This window comes from Methanobrevibacter gottschalkii DSM 11977, from assembly GCF_003814835.1.
In the GTDB taxonomy this organism is placed as follows: Archaea; Methanobacteriota; Methanobacteria; order Methanobacteriales; family Methanobacteriaceae; genus Methanocatella; species Methanocatella gottschalkii.
Map to the genome: position 1 here is coordinate 168,053 of NZ_RKRG01000003.1, position 25,065 is coordinate 193,117.

Annotated in this window: 15 protein-coding genes; 11 read left to right on the forward strand and 4 right to left on the reverse strand. The window is 29.8% G+C overall.

Features of this window, described 5'->3' with window-relative positions; translation table 11 throughout:
- Positions 1–183 precede the first annotated feature (183 nt).
- Positions 184–5,868 carry a hypothetical protein gene (locus tag EDC42_RS07620; RefSeq protein ID WP_123833442.1) on the reverse strand — a complete coding sequence of 1,895 codons (5,685 nt, stop codon included), beginning with the start codon at positions 5,866–5,868 and terminating at the stop codon, positions 184–186.
- Positions 5,869–6,711: 843 nt separating this feature from the next.
- Between EDC42_RS07620 and EDC42_RS07625 the strand changes: the two genes are divergently transcribed.
- Positions 6,712–7,863 (forward strand): aldo/keto reductase, encoded by a 1,152-nt coding sequence (locus tag EDC42_RS07625; protein WP_069572691.1) that lies wholly within the window; start codon positions 6,712–6,714, stop codon positions 7,861–7,863.
- A 151-nt stretch (positions 7,864–8,014) separates the two neighbouring features.
- On the opposite strand, the gene EDC42_RS07630 is transcribed toward EDC42_RS07625, so the two are convergent.
- Positions 8,015–8,206, reverse strand: a complete 192-nt coding sequence (locus tag EDC42_RS07630; RefSeq protein WP_069572689.1) for a hypothetical protein — start codon at positions 8,204–8,206, stop codon at positions 8,015–8,017.
- Between the two features lie 67 nt (positions 8,207–8,273).
- On the opposite strand from EDC42_RS07630, the gene EDC42_RS07635 reads away from it, so the two are divergent.
- On the forward strand, positions 8,274–9,725 hold the full coding sequence (locus EDC42_RS07635; RefSeq protein ID WP_069572687.1) for an ATP-binding protein: 1,452 nt from the start codon (positions 8,274–8,276) through the stop codon (positions 9,723–9,725).
- A gap of 129 nt (positions 9,726–9,854) precedes the next feature.
- Here the strand turns inward: EDC42_RS07635 and EDC42_RS09650 are convergent, their stop codons facing one another.
- Together EDC42_RS09650 and EDC42_RS09490 are read right to left on the reverse strand one after the other, a co-directional pair.
- Positions 9,855–10,169 (reverse strand): hypothetical protein, encoded by a 315-nt coding sequence (locus EDC42_RS09650; protein ID WP_233144850.1) that lies wholly within the window; start codon positions 10,167–10,169, stop codon positions 9,855–9,857.
- Between the two features lie 489 nt (positions 10,170–10,658).
- Positions 10,659–10,877, reverse strand: a complete 219-nt coding sequence (locus tag EDC42_RS09490) for a hypothetical protein (RefSeq protein ID WP_083234804.1) — start codon at positions 10,875–10,877, stop codon at positions 10,659–10,661.
- A gap of 347 nt (positions 10,878–11,224) precedes the next feature.
- On the opposite strand from EDC42_RS09490, the gene EDC42_RS07645 reads away from it, so the two are divergent.
- From EDC42_RS07645 to EDC42_RS07685, 9 genes are all read left to right on the forward strand, one after another.
- A complete protein-coding gene (locus EDC42_RS07645) occupies positions 11,225–12,070 on the forward strand; it encodes an aldo/keto reductase (protein ID WP_069572684.1) in 846 nt (281 codons plus the stop codon).
- A gap of 33 nt (positions 12,071–12,103) precedes the next feature.
- Positions 12,104–13,390, forward strand: coding sequence for an O-acetylhomoserine aminocarboxypropyltransferase/cysteine synthase family protein (locus tag EDC42_RS07650; protein WP_069572680.1), 1,287 nt, complete (start codon positions 12,104–12,106; stop codon positions 13,388–13,390).
- A 35-nt stretch (positions 13,391–13,425) separates the two neighbouring features.
- Entirely contained in the window at positions 13,426–13,920 is a 495-nt protein-coding gene (locus EDC42_RS07655; RefSeq protein ID WP_083234803.1) for an MATE family efflux transporter, read from the forward strand.
- 36 nt (positions 13,921–13,956) lie between these two features.
- Positions 13,957–14,790, forward strand: coding sequence for an MATE family efflux transporter (locus EDC42_RS07660; RefSeq protein ID WP_083234802.1), 834 nt, complete (start codon positions 13,957–13,959; stop codon positions 14,788–14,790).
- A 269-nt stretch (positions 14,791–15,059) separates the two neighbouring features.
- Positions 15,060–20,171 (forward strand): cobaltochelatase subunit CobN, encoded by a 5,112-nt coding sequence (locus EDC42_RS07665; protein WP_069572677.1) that lies wholly within the window; start codon positions 15,060–15,062, stop codon positions 20,169–20,171.
- A gap of 33 nt (positions 20,172–20,204) precedes the next feature.
- Positions 20,205–20,912, forward strand: a complete 708-nt coding sequence (locus EDC42_RS07670) for a DUF2162 domain-containing protein (RefSeq protein ID WP_069572675.1) — start codon at positions 20,205–20,207, stop codon at positions 20,910–20,912.
- A 10-nt stretch (positions 20,913–20,922) separates the two neighbouring features.
- The gene (locus EDC42_RS07675; protein WP_069572671.1) at positions 20,923–21,567 is read left to right on the forward strand and encodes a MotA/TolQ/ExbB proton channel family protein; all 645 of its coding nucleotides are present in this window, start codon (positions 20,923–20,925) and stop codon (positions 21,565–21,567) included.
- A 14-nt stretch (positions 21,568–21,581) separates the two neighbouring features.
- Entirely contained in the window at positions 21,582–21,917 is a 336-nt protein-coding gene (locus EDC42_RS07680; protein ID WP_069572668.1) for a DUF2149 domain-containing protein, read from the forward strand.
- Positions 21,918–22,232: 315 nt separating this feature from the next.
- Positions 22,233–24,773 carry a DUF3344 domain-containing protein gene (locus EDC42_RS07685; RefSeq protein WP_158005569.1) on the forward strand — a complete coding sequence of 847 codons (2,541 nt, stop codon included), beginning with the start codon at positions 22,233–22,235 and terminating at the stop codon, positions 24,771–24,773.
- Positions 24,774–25,065 lie beyond the last annotated feature (292 nt).

Below are 25,065 nucleotides of genomic sequence, written 5' to 3' on the forward strand. Positions count from 1 at the left end.
GTCATAATATTATAATTAATTAATCTTTTGTTTATTTTATATTTTGATTGATAACTATTGTTTTATTTTAATCTTATTTTGGTTTTAATTGTTGTTATATTTTTATTACAATATTTTGCACATATAATCTTATAAAATTAATTATCAAATAATTAAAAAAATAGTAATAGAGGTTTCAAACCTCTATCTTTTAACTTTTACGGATCCTGTGATTATGTCTTTTACATAGGTCACTTTTACTGTATATTTTTTACCTGCCTTGAGTTTTTTAATAACATTCTTTTTAATGATAATTTTAGCTATTCCTTTATTGTTTGTTTTAGTGGTGTAGGTTTTACCTTTAAATTTGAATGTTATTTTTTTGTTTTTAAGTGGTTTTTTGTTGGATTTTTTTAATGTTGCTTTTAAAGTTAATTTTTTTGCAGATTTTCTGATATTAATTTTTTTCGCTGTTTTAAGTATTTGTTTAACGGTTATTTTGTTCTTAACACTTTGACCTTTGTATGTTGCAGTAATTTGATATGTTTTTGGAGTTAATGTTATTTTTAAACTTGCATAACCGTTTTTATCTGTTTTGATATTGTAAGTTTTTTTGTTAATTTTAAATTTAACAATTTCTCTAGCTCCTACGGATTTACCATTATCACCAATGATGCGAACTTTATAGCTAAATCCAGATAAATAATCACCAATTATGTTTTTATTATTATTTATTCTAGAAACAATCTTTAAAGTAGCTGTTTGTGTTTCAAAATTAGATGGATTTGTAATTAATACAGTGTATGTTCCAATTGCTAATTTTTTGTTTAATTTAACAACTCCATTTGCATTACTTCTAACTTCATATATACTATTTCCGATTTTGAGTTTTACAAGTGTATTGTCTAATGGTGTTCCATCATCATTTAATAAAGTTGCTTGATAATCTAATCCACTATTATATCCTCTGATCATATTAAATCCTTGGATTGTGGATTTGATAGTTATTTCTGTGTTAATTTTTTTATCATTAACTAAAATTGTTGCAGAATATTTTCCAACATTTAAGTCAAGATTTACACTTACAATCCCTTCCTGGTTGGTGATTTCTGTGTAATTTACATTATTAAGTTTAATTTGAACACTTTGACCAACAATTGCATTTCCTTCACTATCTATTACGATAACTCGTAGTTTTTCAGAACCTTTGTAGTATTTTTCAACATTCGGTGCTGAAATATTAATTTCAAGTACTTTAATGTTTAATGTTGTATTTTTAGCTAAGTATTTTTCGTCTCCAGAATAGATAACATTTGCTAAGTAATTTCCTTGTGCTAAATTAGGAATGATTGCAATAGCTTTATTATCATGTATTTCTGCCACATATGTTTTATTATTTAAGATAACATTTATTGTTCCTGTTAAGTCAGAAGGTATTGTTATTGTTACTGTCACATTATTTCCAACCAGCACTGCTTTAGAACTTGCATTAATATTTGGATCTATTCCGTTTACAATTAGTGTGGATGAATTTATTACATTGTCATGTAATTCAGTAGCATTTATACTGTAGTTTAATGTATATGTTCCACGAACTAATGTGTCAATATTAAAGATAGCTATACCATTATTGATTTTAGTAGAATACTCTTTATTATTAACTTTTAAAGTAATAATTTCATCATCTGCAGATAAGTTGTCGAATAAAACATTCACAGTAATTGTTTTAGTTCCATAATCAAATTCTATATCATTAGCAATGATAGTAACATTATGGGTTATATTACTTGTTAAATTAACTGTTTGGTTATCTATTTTAGCTTCTATATAATAACTAGTTGCATTTTTCGCCATATTGATTTGATTGATAAGATGATTAATAATATTTCCATTGGCATATTCTAATGTAGCGTTTATAGCAGACATTGTAAATGGTCTAGGATATAAATATCCTGTATAATCTGTTATGTTTTCACCATCAGTAACTTTAAAAGATAAAATAATGTCTTTTAATAAACTTTCTTTATTACTTTGATTTAATGTTAGTATTAACCAGGTTTCAGGAGTTGTATCAACATTATCTACTTTATAAGTAGGTTTAGAATTACTTCCCCACCAATTATTATTTAAGTAAATATTGGATATATCGTATTTTTCAGTGGATATTGTTCCATCTGCAAAGTAAGAGTTTATTACAGTTAGATTATAATTGCTTGTTGACATAATCAGGTTGGATACATTTTTAATAAATGATGACTTTATTATTAAATTTCCCATTTGATTATTTAGAATGTTATTTAAATTTAAGAAACTGGAATTGTGAATTTTAATATTTGTAGAGACAGACCAACTTATAGCAGCATTATTTGTAATATAAAAATTAGGTCCAGTATATTTGGCATCATGACCATCTATTGTTGTATTTATTAATGTTATACTTCCAATTGTTCCAATACTTATAGTAAATGCTGGATTATCAGCATATGTATCGTCTGGATCAATGAGTTCTAAAGGCATTTTACCTGTCCTAAATATTTTGGAATTAATAATGCTTATATTGCCAAGGCCTCCAATTACAAGGGTGTTTCCTGTCCAACCATTGGTACGCATAGAATCTTGAATATTTGAATTGTAAATATTTAAAATACCCTCATTAAACATATCAGAACAATATTTAGCATGATTTGCAATAAATGATGAATTGTCAATGATTGTTATACCTTTGTTATATATAGATCCACCATAACTTGAATCACCATTATTATAAAAAATAGAGTTAATAATGTTTAATGTACCTTGATTATTGATTGCACCGCCGTTGTATCCACGATTTTTAGTAAATTTAACACTATCAATAAATACATTAGCACCTTTTTCAATAACAACCGCAGATTTTTGACTATTCATGTTTTTATAATTATAATTAATTTCACTAATGGTCATATTTATTAATTTTAAAAATCCATTACCTGCATGTAATACGGTTATAAACCAGTTGTTTTTAGTATTATTTCCTGTGATGATTGTTTTATCAATTCCTTCACCAATAATTGTGATATTTAAAGAATCATAAATTGTAATATTATTATTGAATTTACCGGTATAGTTACCTTCCAATACTTTGATAAAAATTACTTTAGATTGTTTATAACCTTCGTTTAATGCATTTTCAATGGTTTTGTAAGGATTTTCATATGAACCATTTCCATTTTCATCATCTCCTCTACTATCAGAAACATATGAAGTAATATTTTCTTTTAATGGATTAAGAATTACATTAACAACAGCACTATTATAAATGGTGGTGTTTGATTCATAGTTATATGAACCACTTAAAGTATAATTGCCGTTTTTTGTAAATCCTAAATAATTTAATTTAGCTACACCATTAATAACTTCTGCAACTCCCATATATGAGCCATTTAAATCAAATTCAATCATTCCACCACCAATAACAGCTCCACTAACATGACTAATATTTGCAATCACAATATCTTGTAAATTATGTGTAATTAAGCTATTAAAAGTTACTGTAATGTTGTCTAATTGTCCGTTTTCATAACCGATATTGGCCTTTTCAATAAATATGTCTTTACCATTATTTGCACTATTATTTTCAAAAAATACATTTTCAAGAATGCATTTCGGAACTTGACTGCCGGTATAATGAGGTAAGATAATAATAGCTCCGCCATTATTTAAAGCAGTATTATTAATAAATTTTGCACCTTTAATTCTTCCGGTCTTAATAGCTAACCCGGATCCATCGGTTTTTACATAATTATTTTTAAAAGTAATATTTTCAATTATTATTTCAACGTTATTTCCATTAATATCATAATATGCTATATAACTGGACACATTGTTTCCTATGAAAGTTTCGTTTACAGATATTAATTTATTAGAATAACTTTGAAAAATATACTTCGAATTTTCACTAATAACAGTATTATTAATGTAATCGTTATTTATTAATACACTATTTCCAGAGATACTAACAATAGAAGAACCATGTCGTCCGTTAACGGTATTGTTGATTATAGTAGTGTTTTCAATATGTATTATATTATTTCCAAGAGAACCTATCCGTAAAAGGCAATTATTTTTAGTATTGTTACAATTTTTAAATTTGGAATTGTAAATTTCTGCATTGTATATGTATATTCCACCACTGTTAGTGTAAGTTAGATTATTAAAAATTATTTTAGATGTATCACTATATTCTCCATTTAAAGAATCAGCATGTTCAATAACAGAATCATAGATTTTTAGAATATAAGCAGAAATGACATTTCCACTTGTATTTCTTAGGGTCAGGTTTGCTAATGTCACATTTAGATATTCACCAAAATTAAAAATCTTTTTTGTGTTTTCTGCATCAATTATGGTATTTCTATAAGATTCACCAAAAATAGTTAATTTACCAACATTAGAGTAAGATAAATCTTTATTGTCACTTCCAGTATAAACTCCATCTTTCATGTGAATAGTTAAATCTATTGTATTTTCAAATCCATAATTTAATGCATGTTTAAGTGTTTTAAATGGATTATTTTCACTTCCATTACCAGTTGTATCATTACCATCATTTGATACCCATAATTCTAGGGGGTCATGATTAAAATCAACATGGAGTGTTGCATTTTTCACATTAACTTCAAATGGATTTTCATAATAGTAATAAGTTCCACTAAGTGTGTAATCACCATTATCTAATAATTTAATCACAGATATTGAAGCAGTACCATTATTGGATCTGCTGGACTTTATTTTTTCATCATTAATAAAGAAATGAACTTCTCCATAAGTACTTACACTATTGTTTAAATCATCTGTTACTTCACAATATAATTTAAATTCAGTTCCATTAATTGTCGCATTTTTAAATTTGAGATATGCATTAAATTCAGTTAAAGAATAGATTAAAGCTTTTTTTGAAGTACAGTTTATAAATTGATTATTTTTAAGATAGGTATTTGAAATATAAATTATGCCTCCATCGTTATTTCCAGTATAATTACAATTAATAAATGTATTATTAATTACTTTACGTTTACCATATCCATATTTTAATTCAAATGTTCCAGAATGATATACTCCAGTTATATTTTCAAATTTATTTCCAATAATATTTGCATTTGAATATTGGATTAAAAAAGAGGGTAAACTATATAAATATGGTGTTGTTGAATTTATAAATGTAGAATTGATAATATCTATTATTGTTGATTCACTGCCTTCACAATAAAAATCTGCACATCCTTCATGTCCATAATTATTTTTAAATACTGAATTTGTAATTTTTATATCTTCTGTATTTTCTGCATAAATTGCTGCAGAACTAGTAGCATAATTATTATCAAAAATACAATTATCTATGGTTAAATTTCCAGAAGTAGTCATAACTGAACCAATTTCAGATTTTCCATGTGTAAATGTAATATTTATTAAAGTTACAATAGAATCAGCACTAATTGATGTGAAAATGGCTGATTCATCATTTCCATCGAGTATAGTTTGACCATTACCTGCTCCAATAATAGTTAAACTACTGTTATAATTCCTATGAGCTAAATTAATACTTAAATCCGTATTATTTTCACCACTAAATCTTCCAGCACTTAAATATACAACTGCATTATCAGAATCATTTACATTAGATATGGCTTTATTTAATGTAGCATATGGGCTGTTTTGACTGCCTGATCCTGAGTCATCTCCAGTGTAATTTACATAAATTGTTTTATTATAACTTGCTGAAGCAAGAATATTATTATCATTAAAAGAGTCTGCACTAAGTATTTCCTCATAATTTTCCGAAGAAAGATACTCTTCAGTGTTATTTGAATTATCATATGCACTAACTGCATTTAATGATAAAATAGTCAATAAAACAATACCAACTAATATTATTTTATTTATTTTCAGAATTTTACTCACCTTTTCAATTAATTAATTAATTAAAAAACATATTCAAGTTCAATTGAATATATGTCAATATATAATTGAAGGCATATTTAAAGGTTATTAAGAATTACATAATTTTTATTAACATTGATTATTTTAAATTATAATGTGCGTTAGTTAAAATTTAATTTCATAACTTTAAATTAAAAACATGGAATTATCATTTTAAAATCAAAAAACATGAAAAAATAATACTAAAATTCAAAAATAACTAAATTGACTAAAAGGAAAATACACTGCCATTATTAAGTTTGTAGGTAACAGATACTGCATAACAGTCAGCAAAAAGTTTAAATAACAACTTTACAAATAGCCATTCATATAAAAGAATTTCTCTAAACGAAATTCTATTTTGTTTTTTTTTAGGAATTTAATTCATGCTTTAATTAATCCTTTTTTTATTAATATTCTTCAGTATTTGGTCTTGTTGGTAATGTTATCATTGTATACAATGTTGATAACTATATATTCTTTCAATAATAAAAGTTACAAACACTGATGAAATGAAAACTAAAGTATAAAGGGTTAGTTTATTATCATGAAATATTAGAGGATATTGGGCATAAAAATGATTCTTTTAATGATATCGTCTCTAAAGTTATGGAGAATATCAAGAAATTAATGGTTTAATTAACAGATAAATGATTTGAAAAAGGAGAAGGAATTCATTTTTCATTTTTTTATTTAGAAATCTTCATTTATTGGATTGTTTTAATTTAATGATTTTATAGATATGATCATAATAATGTTTTGAGGGAAATATTAATGAAATACAGAAAGTTAGGAAATACTGGTGTTGAAGTATCTGAAATAGCTTTTGGTGCTGAATTTTTAGTAGAAAGGCCTTATAGGGATACTGAAGTTTTAATTAAAGCATGTGAGGAACACGGGATTAATTTTGTTGATTGCTGGATGAGTGAACCTGATGTACGTTCACATTTAGGTAAAGCTATTAAACCTAATCGTGAAAAATGGGTAATTCAAGGCCACATTGGAGCTACTTGGCAAAATAATCAATATGTAAGAACTCGTGAAATGGATAAGGTAATTCCTGCTTTTGAAGATTTTATGGAAAGATTTCAAATTGACACACTTGACTTTGGAATGATTCACTATGTTGATCAAATTGATGATTATAATGAAATAATTAATGGTCAATTCATTGAATATGTTCGTAAGTTAAAAGAAGAAGGAACAATCGCTCATATTGGATTAAGTACTCATAATCCTGATATTGGACTTTTAGCTGCTCAAAATCCTGAAATTGAATTATTAATGTTTTCTATTAATCCTGCATTTGACATGTTTGGTCCAATGGAGGATATTGAGGAATATAGGAAAGAGGATGCATATGGTGATGAAAAATTATCTTCTATTAACCCCCAAAGAGCAGAATTATATGAATCATGTGAGAAGAGTGGGACTGCTTTAACAGTAATGAAGGGTTTTGCCGGTGGAAATTTATTAAGTGCTGAAACATCACCATTTGGTGTTGTATTAACTCCAGTTCAATGTATTCATTATGCTTTAGAGCAAAAAGGGGTTTCAAGTATTTTTGTTGGTGTGAAAACCGTTGATGAACTTTTAGAATCCTTAAAATACTGTGAAGCAACAGAAAATGAAAAAGATTATGCAGAAATTTTAAGAACAGCTCCAAAACACTCGTTTGAGGGACAATGCACCTATTGTGGGCATTGCACTCCATGCACCTCGGAAATAGATATATCAATGGTAATAAAATTATTTGACCTTGCAAAAAATCATGATGAGGTTCCGGCAAGTATTAGGGAACATTATAATAATTTAAAATATGATGCAACAGATTGCAGTGCATGCGGGGACTGTGAAGAAAGATGTCCATTTGATGTAGCTATTGTGGATGTGATGGAAAACATTCAATGCTTATTCTCTCAATGAGGTAAACTTGTCCACAATCATTGAATTAGGGAGTTATTCAACCATTTTAATAATCGGTTATAAAGTAAAAATGGAATATTAATGTTAAAGTAGGTATGAAAATTTCAAGAATCCTGATTGATTAAAAAAATAGGAAAATTAGGAAACAATATTATTTCCCAATCATGCCTTTAAAACTGTTGATATCAGCCATGATTCTCTTCAGTTCACTTTTAAGTTCGTTTTTATCATTTTCAATCTTGACGAACTCTGGTGATTTGACATGAAGCTTTTTGACTTCAGTATTTATTTTTTCGGAAGTTGATATTATAAACATATGCTGGTCAGTTATTTGACCACACATTTATATATAATGTGGTCAAATATTTAACCAAATAGATTAAATATTTTTTTTCATGGTGTGATATTAAATGTATGAAAAAGAAGAAATTATCAGCGATTACATTAAAGAGGAATTATCCGATGTACCTAATATTTTAGATAATGAATTAACATTGGATGGCAGAAGTTTTGAACATAGAAAAGAGTTTGAATTTATTAAACATCATATTGATGAGTTTTTAGAAAAAACAACCAATAACCGTTATTTCGCACTTCCCGGCTTAAGAGGTGTCGGGAAAACAACACTACTATACCAAACCTATGAGTACCTGTTTAAATCCAAAAACATCAACCCAAATCAAATACTGTTCATTTCATGCGAAAACCTAAATGACATAGTGGATTTTAAAATCATAGATGTTGTAAAACAGTTTTTAGAAACCTACCACAACACCACCCTAAGAAGACTGGACAAAAAGATATTCCTGCTCATCGACGAATCACAACATGACAAAAAATGGGCATTGTCCGGAAAGAGGATATATGACAAAACCAAAAATATATTCATGATTTTCACAGGTTCATCAGCATTGAATCTTGAATACGATGCAGATTCAGCAAGAAGACTGCTCAAAGAAAACATCACTCCACTAAACTACAATCAGCACCTGAAACTAAAATACAACTACAATGCCGCCAACGTTTCAGCATCCCTCAAAAAATTAATTTTCGAAGGAGACATAACCGATGCAGTCAGCTGCGAACAACAGATAAATCAGGATTTAATCAACATCAATGGCTATTCAACAACCGACTGGAATGAATTTTTAAAATATGGAGGATTTCCAACATCACTCTTTGAAAACAACCCCCATATAATCTGCAAAAACATAACTGGAATGATAAATAAAGTAATATCACATGATATGGGAACAATATCCTCAATAACCTCAACCAGCCAAACACATGCCAACCGCTTACTGAGATTTCTGGCACTCCAAAAGCCAGGAGACATTTCACAGGAAAAAATGGGAACATACCTTGGAACCTCAAAGGGCAATGTTAGAAACATTCTAGACATTCTTGAAAAAACCCAACTCATATTTCACTGCGAACCCCATATCGCATCACCTAAAAGATCCATCAAGTCATGGGAGTATTTTTTTGCAACATCAAGCATAAAACATATCCTGACATCATCAATAGGCAATCTTAATTCAAATAAAAATGCATATCTTGGAGTTCTTTTGGAAAATCTTGTTGCATCAACATTATTCTATCTGAGCAATGAAGAAGGAAACTATTTCACATTATACTATGATCCTGAAGACAGAGTCAATGTCGATTTTGTAATTCAGGGCGAGTTCCAAAAGGCAATACCTATTGAAGTGAGCATGGGCAAAAAGAAGAAAAGGCAAATAGCGACTGCAATTGAGCGTTACAATGCGGATTATGGAATAATAATTTCAAATACAACTAAAACAATAGCGAAAAAAGATAATATTATTTATCTGCCTCCAAAAACATTCTCATTTTTATAAAAAAATGAGCACAATATATGTTTTTAAATAGGAGATTGGGAAAAGTACTTATTTCCCAATCATGCCTTTAAGACTTCCAATATCAGCCCGTAGCCTGTCCAATTCACTTTTAAGTTCGTTTTTCTCGTTTTAAATTTTAACGAATTCAGGTGATTTGACATGGGGCTTTTTGACTTCAGTGCTGATGGTAATGGCCGGCAAATGTTCAATATACTCATATTTCAAATCTTCAGTGTTTATCATGAAATATACCTTATTAGTCCTGCTTTTGGATTTGCCCTGCAAATTATTGACATCATCCAAGCTCATGTCGTCATTGTACAGTGATGATGTATGGAATTTCCTAAGTATATGGCTTCTGAAACGGTTGTAATTGCCGACTTTTCCAAGTCCCAAATCATCATTGATTTTTTGAAAATTAATTGAAAAATAACCCACAACCATTTTAAAAAGCTTTGACTCGTTGGTAACATTATCGGTACGGGATAAGATGTGGGTATTGATGGTCTTGACAGCTTCGGGACTGCAGTAGGTCGTATAGTGCTTGTTGGTCTTTTTTCGGCGAATATTGAATGTGGGGACTATGTGTCGTTATCCTCAATCAAATCGATTATCTCAAAGGTATCCATATTCTTGTTTGGAATATACTTGGACAGGGCATCTATGTAGTCCTGTATTTCAGGCTCAAGGTTTCTGCTTTTGCACAGCCGCTAGAGCAGATAAAAAGTATCGCCGCCTTCATCACAGGCGTTGCAATATTAACCACCTCACGGATTATCTCCTTGTCCGGCAGATCGCTGTAATGGATTGGTTGCATTTTCTGTATTGATTATTGGTTGATTTTCAGCAGGGAATAGATTTCAATGTCATAGAACTTGTAGAACTTGATGACACACATCATAACAGACTTTGTTGTATTTAGGGCATAGTTGTTTAGATAATGTTGGTGGAATTCCAGCAGTCTGCTTTTGATTTTTCTGTGCTTCCATTTGATTTCCTTGTTTTCTTCATCTTCCGCTTCCTTAAAAACTCATGAAGCTCCATGCCAAAATACTGGCAATACTGCTTAAACACATATGCATAGGCCTTTTTGGTACCTTCAGAGTTGTTGTATATCATAAATATATTTTTTAATAGCTCATTTGTTTTCATATTCGCACCTCTCATTTTCGGTTGTAAAAAAATTTCAAAGAGCAATAAAAAGTGATATTCACGATAAGTATACAATAATTTGAATCTGATATAATTAATGCATCATTCTATATGGATGGATAAAAAACAAATAATAAAAGAGTATAATTATATATATAGGTGATTTTGAAGTTTCAGCTTTTCTTATTGAAATTGGAAGGTTCGAAAGATTTTATAAATAAATTAAAACAGCGAACTTGAAAAAAACTTCTAAAAAAGAGGATAAATGAGAATAAAAACGAAAAATTTATATGGATATTTTCAGATAAAATGTTTGATGAACAAAATTTTTATTTATAGGCGGTAGTATGCAATTTTTAATTTTAAACAATGGAATTAAAATGCCGATTTTGGGATTTGGAACATACCAAATACCTCCAGAAGAAACAAAACAGGCTGTACTTGATGCAATTGATGTAGGTTATAGATTAATTGATACAGCACAATTCTATAAAAATGAAAAAGAAGTTGGTGAAGCGATTAAAGAGTGTGGTGTTGACCGTGAAGAGTTATTCATTACAACAAAAGTATGGATAAATAATTATGGTTATGAAAACTGTCTTGATTCTATTAAAGAATCCTTGGAAAAATTAGGTCTGGATTATATTGATTTGGTCTTAATTCATCAACCTTTCTCTGATTATTATGGTGCTTATAGTGCTTTGGAAGATTTATACGAAGCAGGCATTATCAAAGCGATTGGGGTATCTAACTTTTATCCAGATAGATTAACTGATATCTGCTTATTTAATCGCAGAATCATCCCTCAAATCAATCAGGTTGAGGTAAATCCATTTAATGGGCAATATGCTGCACAAGCAAACATGGAGAAAAATGGAGTTCAAATGCAGGCTTGGGCACCATTTGGACAAGGTAGGCATGGCATGTTTGAAAATGAAACATTAAAAAAAATTGGTGAGAAAAATGGTGGCAGGACACCAGCTCAAGTAATTTTAAGATGGTTGGTTGAAAGAAGCATTGTTGTTTTAGCAAAATCAACTCACAAAGAAAGAATGGCTGAAAACATTGATATTTTTGACTTTGCACTTGATGAGGAGGACATGATGGAAATAATGAATTTGGATAATGGTGAAACCCTGTTTTTCAACCACCAAAATCCGGAAGTTGTTGAAAGGTTTGAGGATATAAGTTAATATTTAAGAAAGACAAATAATTTAGTGATTATTATGGCATATGAAATTAAAAACAAGAAGAATATTTCAACAATTGGAGTGCATGCAGGCCAAGAGGAAGTTGATGAAACAGGTTCACGTGTAACTCCAATTTATCAGACAACATCTTATGTATTTGACTCACCAGAACAGGCCGCAAATAGATTTGCACTTAAAGAAGGAGGAAACATTTACTCAAGACTTACAAACCCTACTACTGAAGCATTTGAAAGGAGAATGGCAGCTGTTGAAGGTGGAACATCTGCATATGCAACTGCAACTGGAATGTCTGCAATCTTTTATGCAATTATCAACATAACCTCTGTTGGAGATAACATTGTATCTGCAGATAATTTGTATGGCGGAACCTATGAATTATTTGAAAATACATTAGAAGATTTGGGACGTAGTGTAACTTTTGTTGATTCACAGTCTCCTGAATTATTCGAGGAAGCTATTGATGATAAAACAAAAGCAATTTATGTGGAATCTATTGGAAATCCAAAATTGGACATCCCAGATTTTGATAGGTTAGCTGAAATTGCACATTCACATGGAATTCCATTAATTGCAGACAATACTGTTGGAATCGGGTCTGTAAGACCATTTGACCATGGAACAGACATTATTGCATCCTCCGCTACAAAATACATTGGCGGTCATGGAACTACTCTTGGCGGGATTATCATTGAAAAGGGTGACTTTGACTGGATGAGTGGAAAATTCCCATCATTGTCCGAACCTGATGCAACATATAATGGATTAGTATTTGGAGAAGCATTCAAAGATTCTGCTTTTACAACAAGAATCAGAACAGTCGTTGGAAGAGACACTGGTGCTGTACCTTCTCCATTCGGATCATTTTTACTTTTACAAGGTTTAGAAACACTAGGACTTAGAATTGAAAGGCATGCTTCAAACGCAATGGCTGTTGCAGAACATTTGGAGGCACATCCTAAAGTAGCTTGGGTAACATATTCCGGTTTGGAATCATCTCCTAACCATAAGATAGCTAAAAAATATGCTGAAAAAGGATATGGTGGAATAGTATCATTTGGTCTTAAAGCAGGTTATGATGGGGCTTTAAAATTCATTGAAAATGTTGAGTTAATCTCATTTTTAGCGAATATTGGTGATGCAAAATCATTAGTTACTCATCCGGCTTCCACTACTCATTCCCAATTGTCTGAAGAACAACAGTTATCTACTGGGGTAACACCGGATTTAATTAGATTTTCTGTTGGTATTGAAGATTTGGAAGATATTTTGGCTGATGTGGATCAAGCTTTAGATAAAATTTAAACTGAAAGCCTTTCAAAATCTCTTTTCAGATCTCTATGCAGACTAATAGGAACATTGAATCAATAATTGGAAATCCTCGAAAAGCTATTAATAAATTGGCTTTTCCAACTATATTTTCATTGCTTTTAATGTTTTTTAATAATTTAATTGACAGTTTTTGGGTTGCAGGAATCAATGCTGATGCTCTTGCAGCTCTGGGTTTTATTTCTCCCCTTTACCTTGTTATCATTGGTCTTGGAACTGGTGTTGGTGCAGGCACTAATTCTTTAATCTCCAGATATCTCGGAGCGCAAAGAATTGATGATGCAAATAATGCGATTATTCATTCAATAATTTTAACGGTTATTATTTCAATCATTGTTTTAATTATAGGTATTTTCTTTTTAGATGATTTGATTATATCGCTTGGGGCAAGTGGTGTAATTTCATACTGCTTGAGTTATGGTGAAATCATATTTTTACTGAACATTGTATTTTTACTACCCAATGTAATAGCCAGTATTTTCAGAGCCGAAGGTGATGTTGGGTGAGCGACAAATCCATTAATCCTAACGGCTATTTTAAACATGATTTTGGATCCAATTTTAATTTATGTACTTGATTTAGGCATTTTTGGAGCAGGATTTGCAACTGTTATTGCTTCATTTATCGGATTAATATGGATGATTTACTGGATTTACATTAAAAAAGATACATATTTCAGATTTAATTTCTCAAATTATAAAGCTGAATTTGGAATATATAAGGAAATCCTTCTTGTTTCACTTCCTGCAGGTACTGAAGAGATTATATTTTCTTTAGTTGCAATAATCTTAAATTACTTAATTATTACAACATCCGGTGTTGGTGAGGTTTCAGCTTTTACAATAGCTTGGAGATTTATCGCAATGGCATTTCTACCATGTATGGCAATTGGTATTGCTACAATCACTGTATCAGGTGTTGCTTATGGAGCTTGCAACTGGCAGAACTTCAATGAAACAATCAAATACTCAACATTAATTAGTTTGACTATTACATTAGTTTTTACTGTGGTGTTTTTCTTCTTTGCTTATCCAATTTGTGAGGTATTTAATTTCACTTCAAATAATCTGGAATTAGTTACTCGTTCTGCTGAAATTCTACAACTGTTGGTATTTTATAATTTCATGATTCCATTTGGAGCAACAGCAGCTTATGTTTATCAGGGAGTAGGTTCCGGATTTAAATCACTTTCTTTGACAATACTTCGGGAATTAATTTTAAGCATGGGATTCGCTTATTTGATGGGAATTACTTTCAATATGGGAATTTTTGGAGTGTATCTTGGTGCAATAGTTGGAATGAATATCGGTTCATTTATTGGATTTATTTGTATTTGGATTTTTAATCTTAACTTTAAAAAAGAAATTCATTGCTAATCAGTATTATTTTTTTATTAATTTAAAGAGTTTTGTAATACTTTTGATATAGTATTACTTTTATTTTAATTATTTAAATATTGAATATTATTAGTCATGAATTTAAACAATGATTATTACTTTTTACTTAATTTAAAGCATTTTGGTAATACTTTTTTTAGAAAAATTTATATTTATTTTTTTATAAAATTACTCATGGTAGTAATATTTTTTTAAAATTATTTACTACTTGAAATTTTTTGCCTTTAATTTTAAAGGAGAAATTTAAAATGAAATTTTTTAGAAAAAAACCAAGAATATTTTTGATACTTTTAATTGTAATGATATGCTTTTGTTTATTCTCACAACTGGCTTTCGCCGAAAATATCAATGAAAGTGAAGTTGTTGGAAATGCAGAAATTGAAAATAATTTAAGCAGTACTAATGATAATTTTGAAGTTTCAAAAGATATAGGTTATAACGTCTCTAAAAAGATTTCAACGGATAATTCAAATGAAAATTTAAGAAATTCTCAACACATGACTTTATTTATAATTAGTGATAATCCGGGAACAAATATTCTGGATAAAGCTATTTTAGAACTTTCCAATGAAAATAAGATAAATGGTGTAAATTTAATTATTAGAAATGGAAATCAAGTAAAATCAATGAATGAAAATGAATTAAGTTATTTATTATCTGATTGTGATGCTTTTATAGGTGAATGGATTAGTAGTGATGTCGATTCTGTATTGACAAGTGTTTTAGTAAAAAATCCTGATTTGTCTAATAAAAAATTATTTCTTGTATTGGAACCTCCTTCAGGCAATTTAAACTCGGGGTCCAGTTCATTGAATCTAATTAGGAATAATACCTTGAATTATAATAAGATATTTACAAATTATTCCAATGAAGAGTTAATTAATTATTTTAAGAATACTAAAAGGGGCAACTCATATTCTAACATTAATAATTATTTAACAAATGGAAACGGAAAAAATTTCGATTCAATTTTTAATCGATTAGTTCTTTATAAGGATTTGAATGATAAAAATAATTTGAAAAATCAAATATTGTTTATTTTAAATTATTTGGGCGTTGATGTTAGTTATGAACAGCCAACATTTACCGGTGTTAAAAACTATGGTATTTATAGGGATAGATGGTACTCCTTGGATGAGTATATTTCTACTTTTTTTAAAGCAACTAATAATAGGACGGTTGGGATTTTAGAAAGTAAAATGTATATTGAATCTCAGCAGTTAAACACTTGCTATTCAATTATAAACTCATTGGAATCAAGAAATTATAATGTAATTCCTGTCTTTGCTGATGGAGGATCTGCTGAACAATTGAAGGTCATGGTTGAATCCTGGACAAGTGCGGGAGATGATATTTCAGGATTTTTATCTAATTCTTCTAATTTTGATGTTTATATTGATGCGATTGTATCGATGGTGGCATATGGTGTTGGTGGGGAAAACTTCACAAAAGCAACATCTTTTTTTGAAGAAGCTGGTGTTCAGGTATTTAGGGCGGTTCACTCGGATCATGTTTCAAATGAACAGTGGGAATTAGGTTCTACTGGTTTAACTACAGAAAAAAGTGATAAATGGTGGCACATTACTATTGCTGAAGCGCAAGGAATAATTGATGCCACATTCATTGGAGGTAATTCAAGTTATATATCAAATTTAACCGGAGCTCAAATTACCACTTATATTCCGCATGAAGGGAACATAGGGTTACTTGCTGACAGAATCGATTCTTGGGTGGATTTAAAATACACCTTAAATGAGGATAAACTGATATCTATAATTTATTATAACTATCCACCGGGAAAACAAAACATCGGTTCCAGTTATTTAGATACAATAAAAAGCATTTATAATATACTTTATACTTTAAAAGCTGCAGGATACACTGTTGGAAGTTTGCCAGTTGATGTTAGTGAACTTGAATATCTAATGCTTACATGCGGTATAAATGTAGCTACATGGGCACCGGGAGAACTTGAAAAAATAGCTAATAGATCTTGCATAACTTTACTTCCGGTAAGTGAATATAACTCCTGGTTTAATTCATTAGATGAAATTGTAAGAATACAAGTTTCTAACGGTACTGTTGCATATATTGGTGAGTTAACTAAAAGAGCCGTTGAATTAGATTATACCAAAACAATTGGAAGCACAATTGACGACTGGTATAATCAAGTTGTTTCCTTACTTCCAGATGAAAAATCAGTTGAAGCAAAAGAAGTTTTAAGTAATATTGTCAGGGCTTTAAAAGATTATGCTAATACTCATTCACAAGACTATTATAGATTATATTTAAAATATTTTGATGAATTTAAGGAATTAAACATTCAAGGATTAAATGGATGGGGTGAAACTCCAGGAAATGTCATGGTAGTTAATAAAAATGGTACAGATTACTTTGTAATTCCCGGATTGACATTTGGAAATATATTCGTGGCTCCGGAACCTCAAAGAGGATGGGAGTCTGATATTAAAAATCTTTACCATTGTACTGCTGTTGCTCCAACACATCAGTATTTGGCTGCATATTATTATATGCAAACTAGAAATCCAAATGCCATGATTTTCACTGGAAGGCATGCAACACATGAATGGTTGCCAGGCAAAGAAATTCTTTTATCTGCAACTGATTATGGATCAGTTGTTGTTGGTGATGTACCTCAATTATATTTTTACATTAGTGATGGCTTAGGTGAAGCTATTCAAGCTAAACGAAGAGGATTTGCAGTTATTATCTCTCACTTAACTTCTCCAATGTCCTATACTCATTTGTATGGTAATTTAACTTTTCTTGCTAATCTGATAAATGATTATCAAAAAGCAGGGAGCAGTTCAGAAAAAAATAAAATTGGAGAAAAAATACAAGATTTGATAATTAGCAATGATTATTCAACCAATTTAGGACTCAATAAGAGTCAAATAAAAAGCATTTCTATTGATTCATTAATAGAAAAAATTAATATATTTTTAAAATCAACTCAGGATACTTTACATCCGTTAGGCCTTCATGCATTAGGAGAATATTGGAGTGAAGAGGATATTGCTAGTACAGTTTCTGCAATGCTTTCTCATGATTTTGTTTTAGAGAATAATCAGGGAACACTTAATTTATTTACAGAACTTTCTAATTATTACTATTCAAAATCATATGGTGATTTAACTCCATTTGAAAGGGAATTTGTATTGAATAAATCTTATGATATATGTAAAGCATTGATTTATTGGGATGTTAATTCTGTAAGTAATGTATTAATTAATGGCAATGTTAAATTTAACAATTCTAACTTCTATGCTTGTTTAAATTTGGCTAAAAGCTACATAAATCTTATTAATCAAAGTATTTCAAATGAACTAAATGCCATGCTTGATGGTTTAAATGGCAGATATATTCCTACAGGAGAAGGTGGGGAAATTGTTGTAAAACCAAGTATTTTACCAACAGGTACAAACATTTTCCAAGATCAATCATCTGAACTACCAACACAGGATGCATGGAATTATGCAAAAATTCTTGCATTATTAACTTTAGCTGATTTAAATGACACTACTGAAAAAATTATCATGGGGATATGGTGTGTTGAAACAGCAAGGGATGATGGTGCTTTGGTTTCAACTGTTCTTTATTTGTTGGGCATGAAACCTGTTTGGACAAATTCTTCAAGCGCCGGCTTTGATGATGAAGGAAATCCTACTGGAAAAAAAGTTGGTGCAATGCCTGAAGTCATTAAATTAAATGATTTAACTCGTCCTGAGGGTTGGAATAAAAAAAGAATAGATGTTACCATAATTACTAGCGGATTATTCAGAGATTTATACTCTTCTCAGTCTGTTTTAATGGATAATGCATTTAGAGTAGCATTGGCAAGGTCATATTTAACATTAATTAATAATAAAACTTTAATGAATGGAAAATATGGCAAGGAATTAAGACAGGCATTGGACTGTGTCATGGAGGGTATAAATTATTATAGGGCTTCTAATGAAGCTTTAAAAGATAATTATGTTGCTCAGCATTGGATTAAAGATTGCCTATATTATTTGAGTATTGGTTATAATGCATCTTATGCAGGGGAATGTGCAATTACCCGTATATTCGCACCACCTAATGGAGATTATGGTGCAGGAATATCAAAATTGGTGTCAATGTCATGGACTTGGAACAACACAGACGAATTAGCTCAGTTTTACTTAGGTCGAATGGGAAATATGTATTCTAAAAATTACTGGGGAGATACAAATCCATTAGTATTTCTAAAAGCATTATCTAACTCAGACACAATAATAACAAGCCGCAATACAAATCAGTATGGTGTAATGGATAATGATGACTTCTTTGATTATTGGGGTGGTTTATCAATGGCTGTTGAACATGTTTCAGGTAAATCTCCAAAAATGAATGTTTTAATGTATGCTGATAAGGATAATGCATATATTTCTTCGCTTGAAGAAGTCATGTATCGTGAAATTGCTTCAAGGTATGACAATCCCGAATGGATTAAAGGAATGATGAAAGAAGGATACAGTGGGGCTCGTTATATGTCCAATAAATTTGTTAGCAATCTATTGGGTTGGCAAGTGACAAGACCGGATTCAGTTTCAGATGATTTATGGAATAGGGTGTATAATACCTATTATAAAGACAAATACAATCTGGGTGTTAAGGATTGGTTAATGAGTGGAAATAATGCCTATTCCCTTATTTCAATGAGTGGAACAATGTTGAGTTCAATTCATAAGGGATATTGGAATGCTGATGATGCAACAATAAGAGATATTGCAAATACTTGGGCGCAGGCAACAGTTAAAAATGGTGTTGCATGTTGTGATTGCAGCTGTGGTAATGTGGCTATGATGCAGTGGGCAGTTCAGTATGTAAATCCTGATATTTTAGCACAATTATTGCCGAAATTATATGATGCAACTGAAAATCCAGTATTCTTAAACAATACTCATAATCCAAATACTAAACCTGAAAACAATAATGATCCTCAAGTAGAACCTTCAACTCCAAATCCTACTGATGGTTCTTCTTCTAGTTCAACTATTTCTAATAATGCAACTTCCACAAATTCTAATCAGCATTCATTAAGCAATAGTCAAAATTCACAAGGAAATGCGGTTTCTGATGTGGGAGACAGTAGTTCCAGTGATTCAGGTACTTTTAGTTCTGAAGGTGCTGATGTTAAAAAAGCAATTGAAATTAATCCTATCACCCAACAATCTGCAAGTGAAGTTGGTATGAGTTTACTTGCAGTTTTAGGAGTCATATGTTTGATCCTTATAGTTGGAGTCGGTTATTTTAGAGATAATGGAAAAGAGAAAAAAGGCAGTAATTTAGATGAGCTTTTTAATGAAAAATTATAAAACTCATTTTTTTATTTTTTAAAGAGGGAAAAAATGGATGTAATAAATATATTGTGGCAATTAGGAATTTTGTCTGCTGTATTGATATTTGGAATTAAATTAGGATTAGCTACAGGATTAGCTAATATGTCGAAAAAGTATTTGGCATTAGTCTCAATAGGTTATGGTGGTGGTGTTTTAATATTAACAGAGATATCATCATTTTTCACAGAACAGATTACAGGTTTAATTTATTCTTATAATTTCGAATTCTTTTTAATCATGGCCATTATAATGATTCTAGCGGGAATTTTCACTATTAGGGAATATAAGGTCTTTGAAAAAAATACTGCTGCAGCTACTTGTATGGCAGTTGTAGCTCCTTGTCCATGTTGTTTTGGATCAATAATTGTAAGCATTATGTTAGTAGCTCCTGCTGTAGGTTTGGGTCTTTTAAATTTAAGTGTTTATGTTGCTGCTGCACTGGTTTTAACTATTGTTTTAACATACTTTGCATCAAACTATCTTATTAAATTTATAAATAAACCATATCCCATTGTTTTGGGAAATTTTATGTTATTTTTAGGAATTTACTTCCTGTTGTCAGCATTATTTTTACCAAACATCACGTCTATGATACAAAATCCTATGGATGCAATTGAAATAGCATCTCCGGAATATCTGGTTGCTGTATTGGTATTAATGATTATTATGATGTTTTTAGGCGGATTTTACTTTAAGAATAATAGTTATTTGGATTAAGGTGTTTATTATGGTTACAACAATTCCTGGAAGTGAAATATTAACTTCTGGTTTAAATATGATTTCTCAAAGTTTACAAGTTCCTGTAATTATATTTTTAGTAATTTTTGCATTTTTTGCAGTTGTTACTTTAGGAAGTCTTATTGCAGAGTATACATCACGTAAAAAAGTCTCTCCTGACCTACTTGAGAAATTAATTTATTCAATATCCAGAGCAGATTCTGTTGAGGAGTTGATGAGTATTATTAAAAATGCTGGAATATATGAGAATCAAAAAGTAATTTTAGTTAAAATATTGCGTGCAGATTCATTACCTAATAAAACAAGAGAAACATTAGCTAGGAAGTTAATTGAATTTGAAGAAACTGAACTTGGAAAAACAATTGAAAAAACAGATATTATTACTCGTATTGGTCCAACTTTAGGATTGATGGGAACTTTAATTCCAATGGGTCCTGGACTTGCTGCTTTAGGTGCCGGTGATGTAAATACTCTGGCTAATGCCATTATTGTTGCGTTTGACACAACGGTTGTAGGTATTGGTGCTGGGGCGGTGGGATATTTTGTATCTAAAATTAGACGCAGGTGGTATGAAGAAGATTTATCAAATTCAGATGCTTTGGCTGATGCATTACTTGACAAATTAAACCGCTAAATGGAGTTTTTACCATGGCTAGACGAAAATGTAAAAAAAGATTTAGTGATAATGAAGAAGATCCCATGACTGGAACTTCAAATCTTGTAGATGCAATGCTTGTTATTGCAGTAGGATTTTTAATTTTTGTTGTAATAAGTTGGAACATGCAGAGTATAGTGTTTTCAGACACATCGCATGATCAATCTCAAAGCGTTCAGGATTCTCATATGAATGTTACTGAGGTAAGTGAAGGTCAAGAATTAAATGACACTTTGGATTCTGTTGAAAGTTCGGGTCAAGGTTATATGGAAATGGGAAAGGTGTATAAAGATCCATCAACGGGAAAATTAATAATGGTTGAAGGATAATATATATTTCTTATATAGTATTACTTTTCGCTTTCTACTTTTTTTTATTTATATTACCTTTTTCGTTTTTAATATCATTTTTTATTACTTTTAACCAAAAGTAATACTTTTTTGAGTATTATCTGTCGAATAGTAATAAGATAAGTTTTATATTATTATTACTCCTTCATTTTAATTAAGGTTAGTTTATTTGAAGAGTATTGGGAGTATATTTTAATATATATTTTCCACAAACTTCAAATCAACGCCTTAAAAACTTAATTGTGGGATATTATGGGAAATAAATCATTTATTTTTTTATTTGTATTGATTTTCATGATAGTTTTATCAATTAGTTCTGTTTCTGCTGATGATTTACAAACAAAATATGCTGGTGAAGTTTCAGGGGATGTTAATGTAGTTACGGTTAATCCATGGACCACTAGCGGCAGTTTAACATATGATATTCCTTCAGAAGCTAAGGATATTAGGAGTGCAGATGTTTATGTAAATGTTTATGGGGGCAGTGCTAAGAATACTTACGGAGCAAATGCTAATGTAAGTTTAAAAACTGCAAATGGTGAAAATCAAATAGCTAATGAATCGTTATGGATTGAAGAAGGAAGTAGTGATGGAACTATTTATGCTGTGAATGATCATATCAATAAATGTTATTCTGATTATCAGATGCATTATGATATTACTAATTCTATAAAAGGGCTTAATGGTTCGTCAATTACAATTAAAGTGGATACTTTCAAAATGGAAAATAAATCGTTTGATGGTAAAATTAAATTAATTGCTTTAATTTTAGCATATGATGATGGGGACAGTGATGTAATTAATTATTGGGTAGATGCAACCCAAAAATGGACAAAAACTAATGTTACAACAATATTCAATACAGAAAAATTATCAAACATTAATGGTGCTAATTTAATCAATGTTGCTCTTTCAAGTGGTGATGGAAGTTTTAAAGTTAATGGTGAAATAATAGGAGATCCTATTGTCCATGATTCTGGTAATTATTATCAGTATAATTCATGGGATATTTCTGATAAAATGAAAAAAGGTCAAAATACTGAATTATTATCCATGAATGTGGGGTCTGGTTCTTATGCATCTCTTAAAAATGTTTTGTCTGTTTTAAAAGTTAATCCTATTAAAGCGAATGTTTCCCTAGCAACTGAGTATGCTGATACTTGCTATGCAGGTACTAATAATACAATTTCAATTAATGTTATCTCCGATAAGAAAGAGAAATATTCAATCGAATTATTAGCTGATGGTAATGTTGTAAATAGTACGGAAATTGAGTTAGATGGTGAAAATCAAACAATTTTATTCTTAACTGATCCTACTGTTCGTGAAGTTGATGATTCAACTGTTAATGGGGCAGATAATGTTAAAGTAAATTATATGGTAAATGTCAGATTTAATGATGTTGTTGTTTCAAGTGCAAATAAAACTGTGCCTGTTTTATACAACGGTAATCTTGGAAAAGATTTGTCTTATCCATCAAGCGGATTTGCATCATTTGAAAATATTTCATTTACTGGTGATATTGTAATTGATATTAAAAATGAAAGTTCATATAAATCTGGTTCTACTGGTACAATTGAAATTTTCAATGTTAACTTAGGTAAAGATTCCACTATTGTAAAAGGATTTATTTATGTTCCATACAACTGGTTTAATGGAAAGAAATATGTTGAAAATGAAACCATGTTTAATGTAACATTCAATAATCAGACTATCTGTCCAGCTGGATTCCATAGGGATCAAAGTAACTTAGGAAATTATGGCAAATATGGATATGGGGTAGTGGTTTATGATGTAACAAATTCAATTAAAAATGGTAATAACACATTTGTCTTAAATAAAATTAACCCAACACCAACTATATATCCAAGTACTTTAATTTACATGTACAACACAACCGGTAGTGAAGTAATTAAAAATATTTACATTATTAATGGTGCGGATCTACTTTCAAACACAAGTAACAATGCTGGAAGAGTAGTTCAAGCAAATTCAAATATTAATATTAATTCTAAAGATATTCTTGATGCAAAATTATATGTATTTGCTTCTGGTGCTCAAACTAATGAGGGAAATATAATTATAAATAATAATGTATTTGAAAATGTTTGGAATGGAACTAGTAAAACTACAGACTTATTTGCTACAGATATAACTGATATTGTAAAAGATTCAAACGATATTCGTTTTGTTGCTACTGGTTCTACAATTTTAGCTTTACAGCAATTTATTGTAACCACTAAAGATGCTCCAATCAAAACTAGTGTAAAACCAACAAAATTATCCACTACTTATGATTCAGGTAAATATTTTAATATTAAAGTTTTAGATAATCATAAAAAATCAGTTAAAGGTTTAAAACTTAAATTAAAAGTTTTCACTGGTAAAAGGTATGCAAATTATTATGTAACAACTGGTTCAAATGGTGTTGCTAGCTTTAAAAAAGCTTCTAAATTATCTATTGGAACTCATAAGGTGGAAATTACAACAAATAATAAAAATTATGTTGTTAAAAAAACTATTTCTTATATTAAAGTATATAAAGCTAAAACAATCGTTAAAGCACCTAAAATAACTGTAAAATTTAAAAAATCTAAGTATTTTAAAGTAAATGTTAAAAACAAAGCAACTAAAAAAGCGGTTAAAAATATTGCAGTTAAACTAAAAGTCTTCACAGGTAAAAAGTACAAAATCTACAAGATTAAAACCAATAAATACGGTACCGCCTATTTAAAAACTAAATACTTGAAAGTTGGTAGCCATAAAGTTATTGTATATTCTGGTAATTCTAAATATTCAATTGGTGCAAAAAGTTCAATTAAAGTAAGATGGTAGGGTTTGATTTTCAGCCCTGATTTTTTCTTTTTTTATTTTTAATATTTGATAATTTATATGCATGTTTTTGTAGAAACTATCGTTTTTATTGATATGTTCTGTTATTATTTTATTCCGTCTGTTTTTAAAGTTAGAATTTAATTTAGTCATAGGGAATAATTTTTAAATTTTTATTCATCTGGTAATTATAAAATCTTTTTGATATTATTGTCGAATTTTAATTGATTTTTGTTGAATGTTGGAATATTAAATGTTATTTGTTTAGATTAGGTTATTTTAAATTATACACTGA

Coding starts and splice junctions, on each gene's coding strand:
- EDC42_RS07625 (WP_069572691.1), top strand. CDS start 6,712: ATGAAATACAGAAAGTTAGGAAATACTGGTGTTGAAGTATCTGAAATA.
- EDC42_RS07630 (WP_069572689.1), bottom strand. CDS start 8,206: ATGTGTGGTCAAATAACTGACCAGCATATGTTTATAATATCAACTTCC.
- EDC42_RS07635 (WP_069572687.1), top strand. CDS start 8,274: ATGTATGAAAAAGAAGAAATTATCAGCGATTACATTAAAGAGGAATTA.
- EDC42_RS09650 (WP_233144850.1), bottom strand. CDS start 10,169: ATGGTTGTGGGTTATTTTTCAATTAATTTTCAAAAAATCAATGATGAT.
- EDC42_RS09490 (WP_083234804.1), bottom strand. CDS start 10,877: ATGAAAACAAATGAGCTATTAAAAAATATATTTATGATATACAACAAC.
- EDC42_RS07645 (WP_069572684.1), top strand. CDS start 11,225: ATGCAATTTTTAATTTTAAACAATGGAATTAAAATGCCGATTTTGGGA.
- EDC42_RS07650 (WP_069572680.1), top strand. CDS start 12,104: ATGGCATATGAAATTAAAAACAAGAAGAATATTTCAACAATTGGAGTG.
- EDC42_RS07655 (WP_083234803.1), top strand. CDS start 13,426: ATGCAGACTAATAGGAACATTGAATCAATAATTGGAAATCCTCGAAAA.
- EDC42_RS07660 (WP_083234802.1), top strand. CDS start 13,957: ATGATTTTGGATCCAATTTTAATTTATGTACTTGATTTAGGCATTTTT.
- EDC42_RS07665 (WP_069572677.1), top strand. CDS start 15,060: ATGAAATTTTTTAGAAAAAAACCAAGAATATTTTTGATACTTTTAATT.
- EDC42_RS07670 (WP_069572675.1), top strand. CDS start 20,205: ATGGATGTAATAAATATATTGTGGCAATTAGGAATTTTGTCTGCTGTA.
- EDC42_RS07675 (WP_069572671.1), top strand. CDS start 20,923: ATGGTTACAACAATTCCTGGAAGTGAAATATTAACTTCTGGTTTAAAT.
- EDC42_RS07680 (WP_069572668.1), top strand. CDS start 21,582: ATGGCTAGACGAAAATGTAAAAAAAGATTTAGTGATAATGAAGAAGAT.
- EDC42_RS07685 (WP_158005569.1), top strand. CDS start 22,233: ATGATAGTTTTATCAATTAGTTCTGTTTCTGCTGATGATTTACAAACA.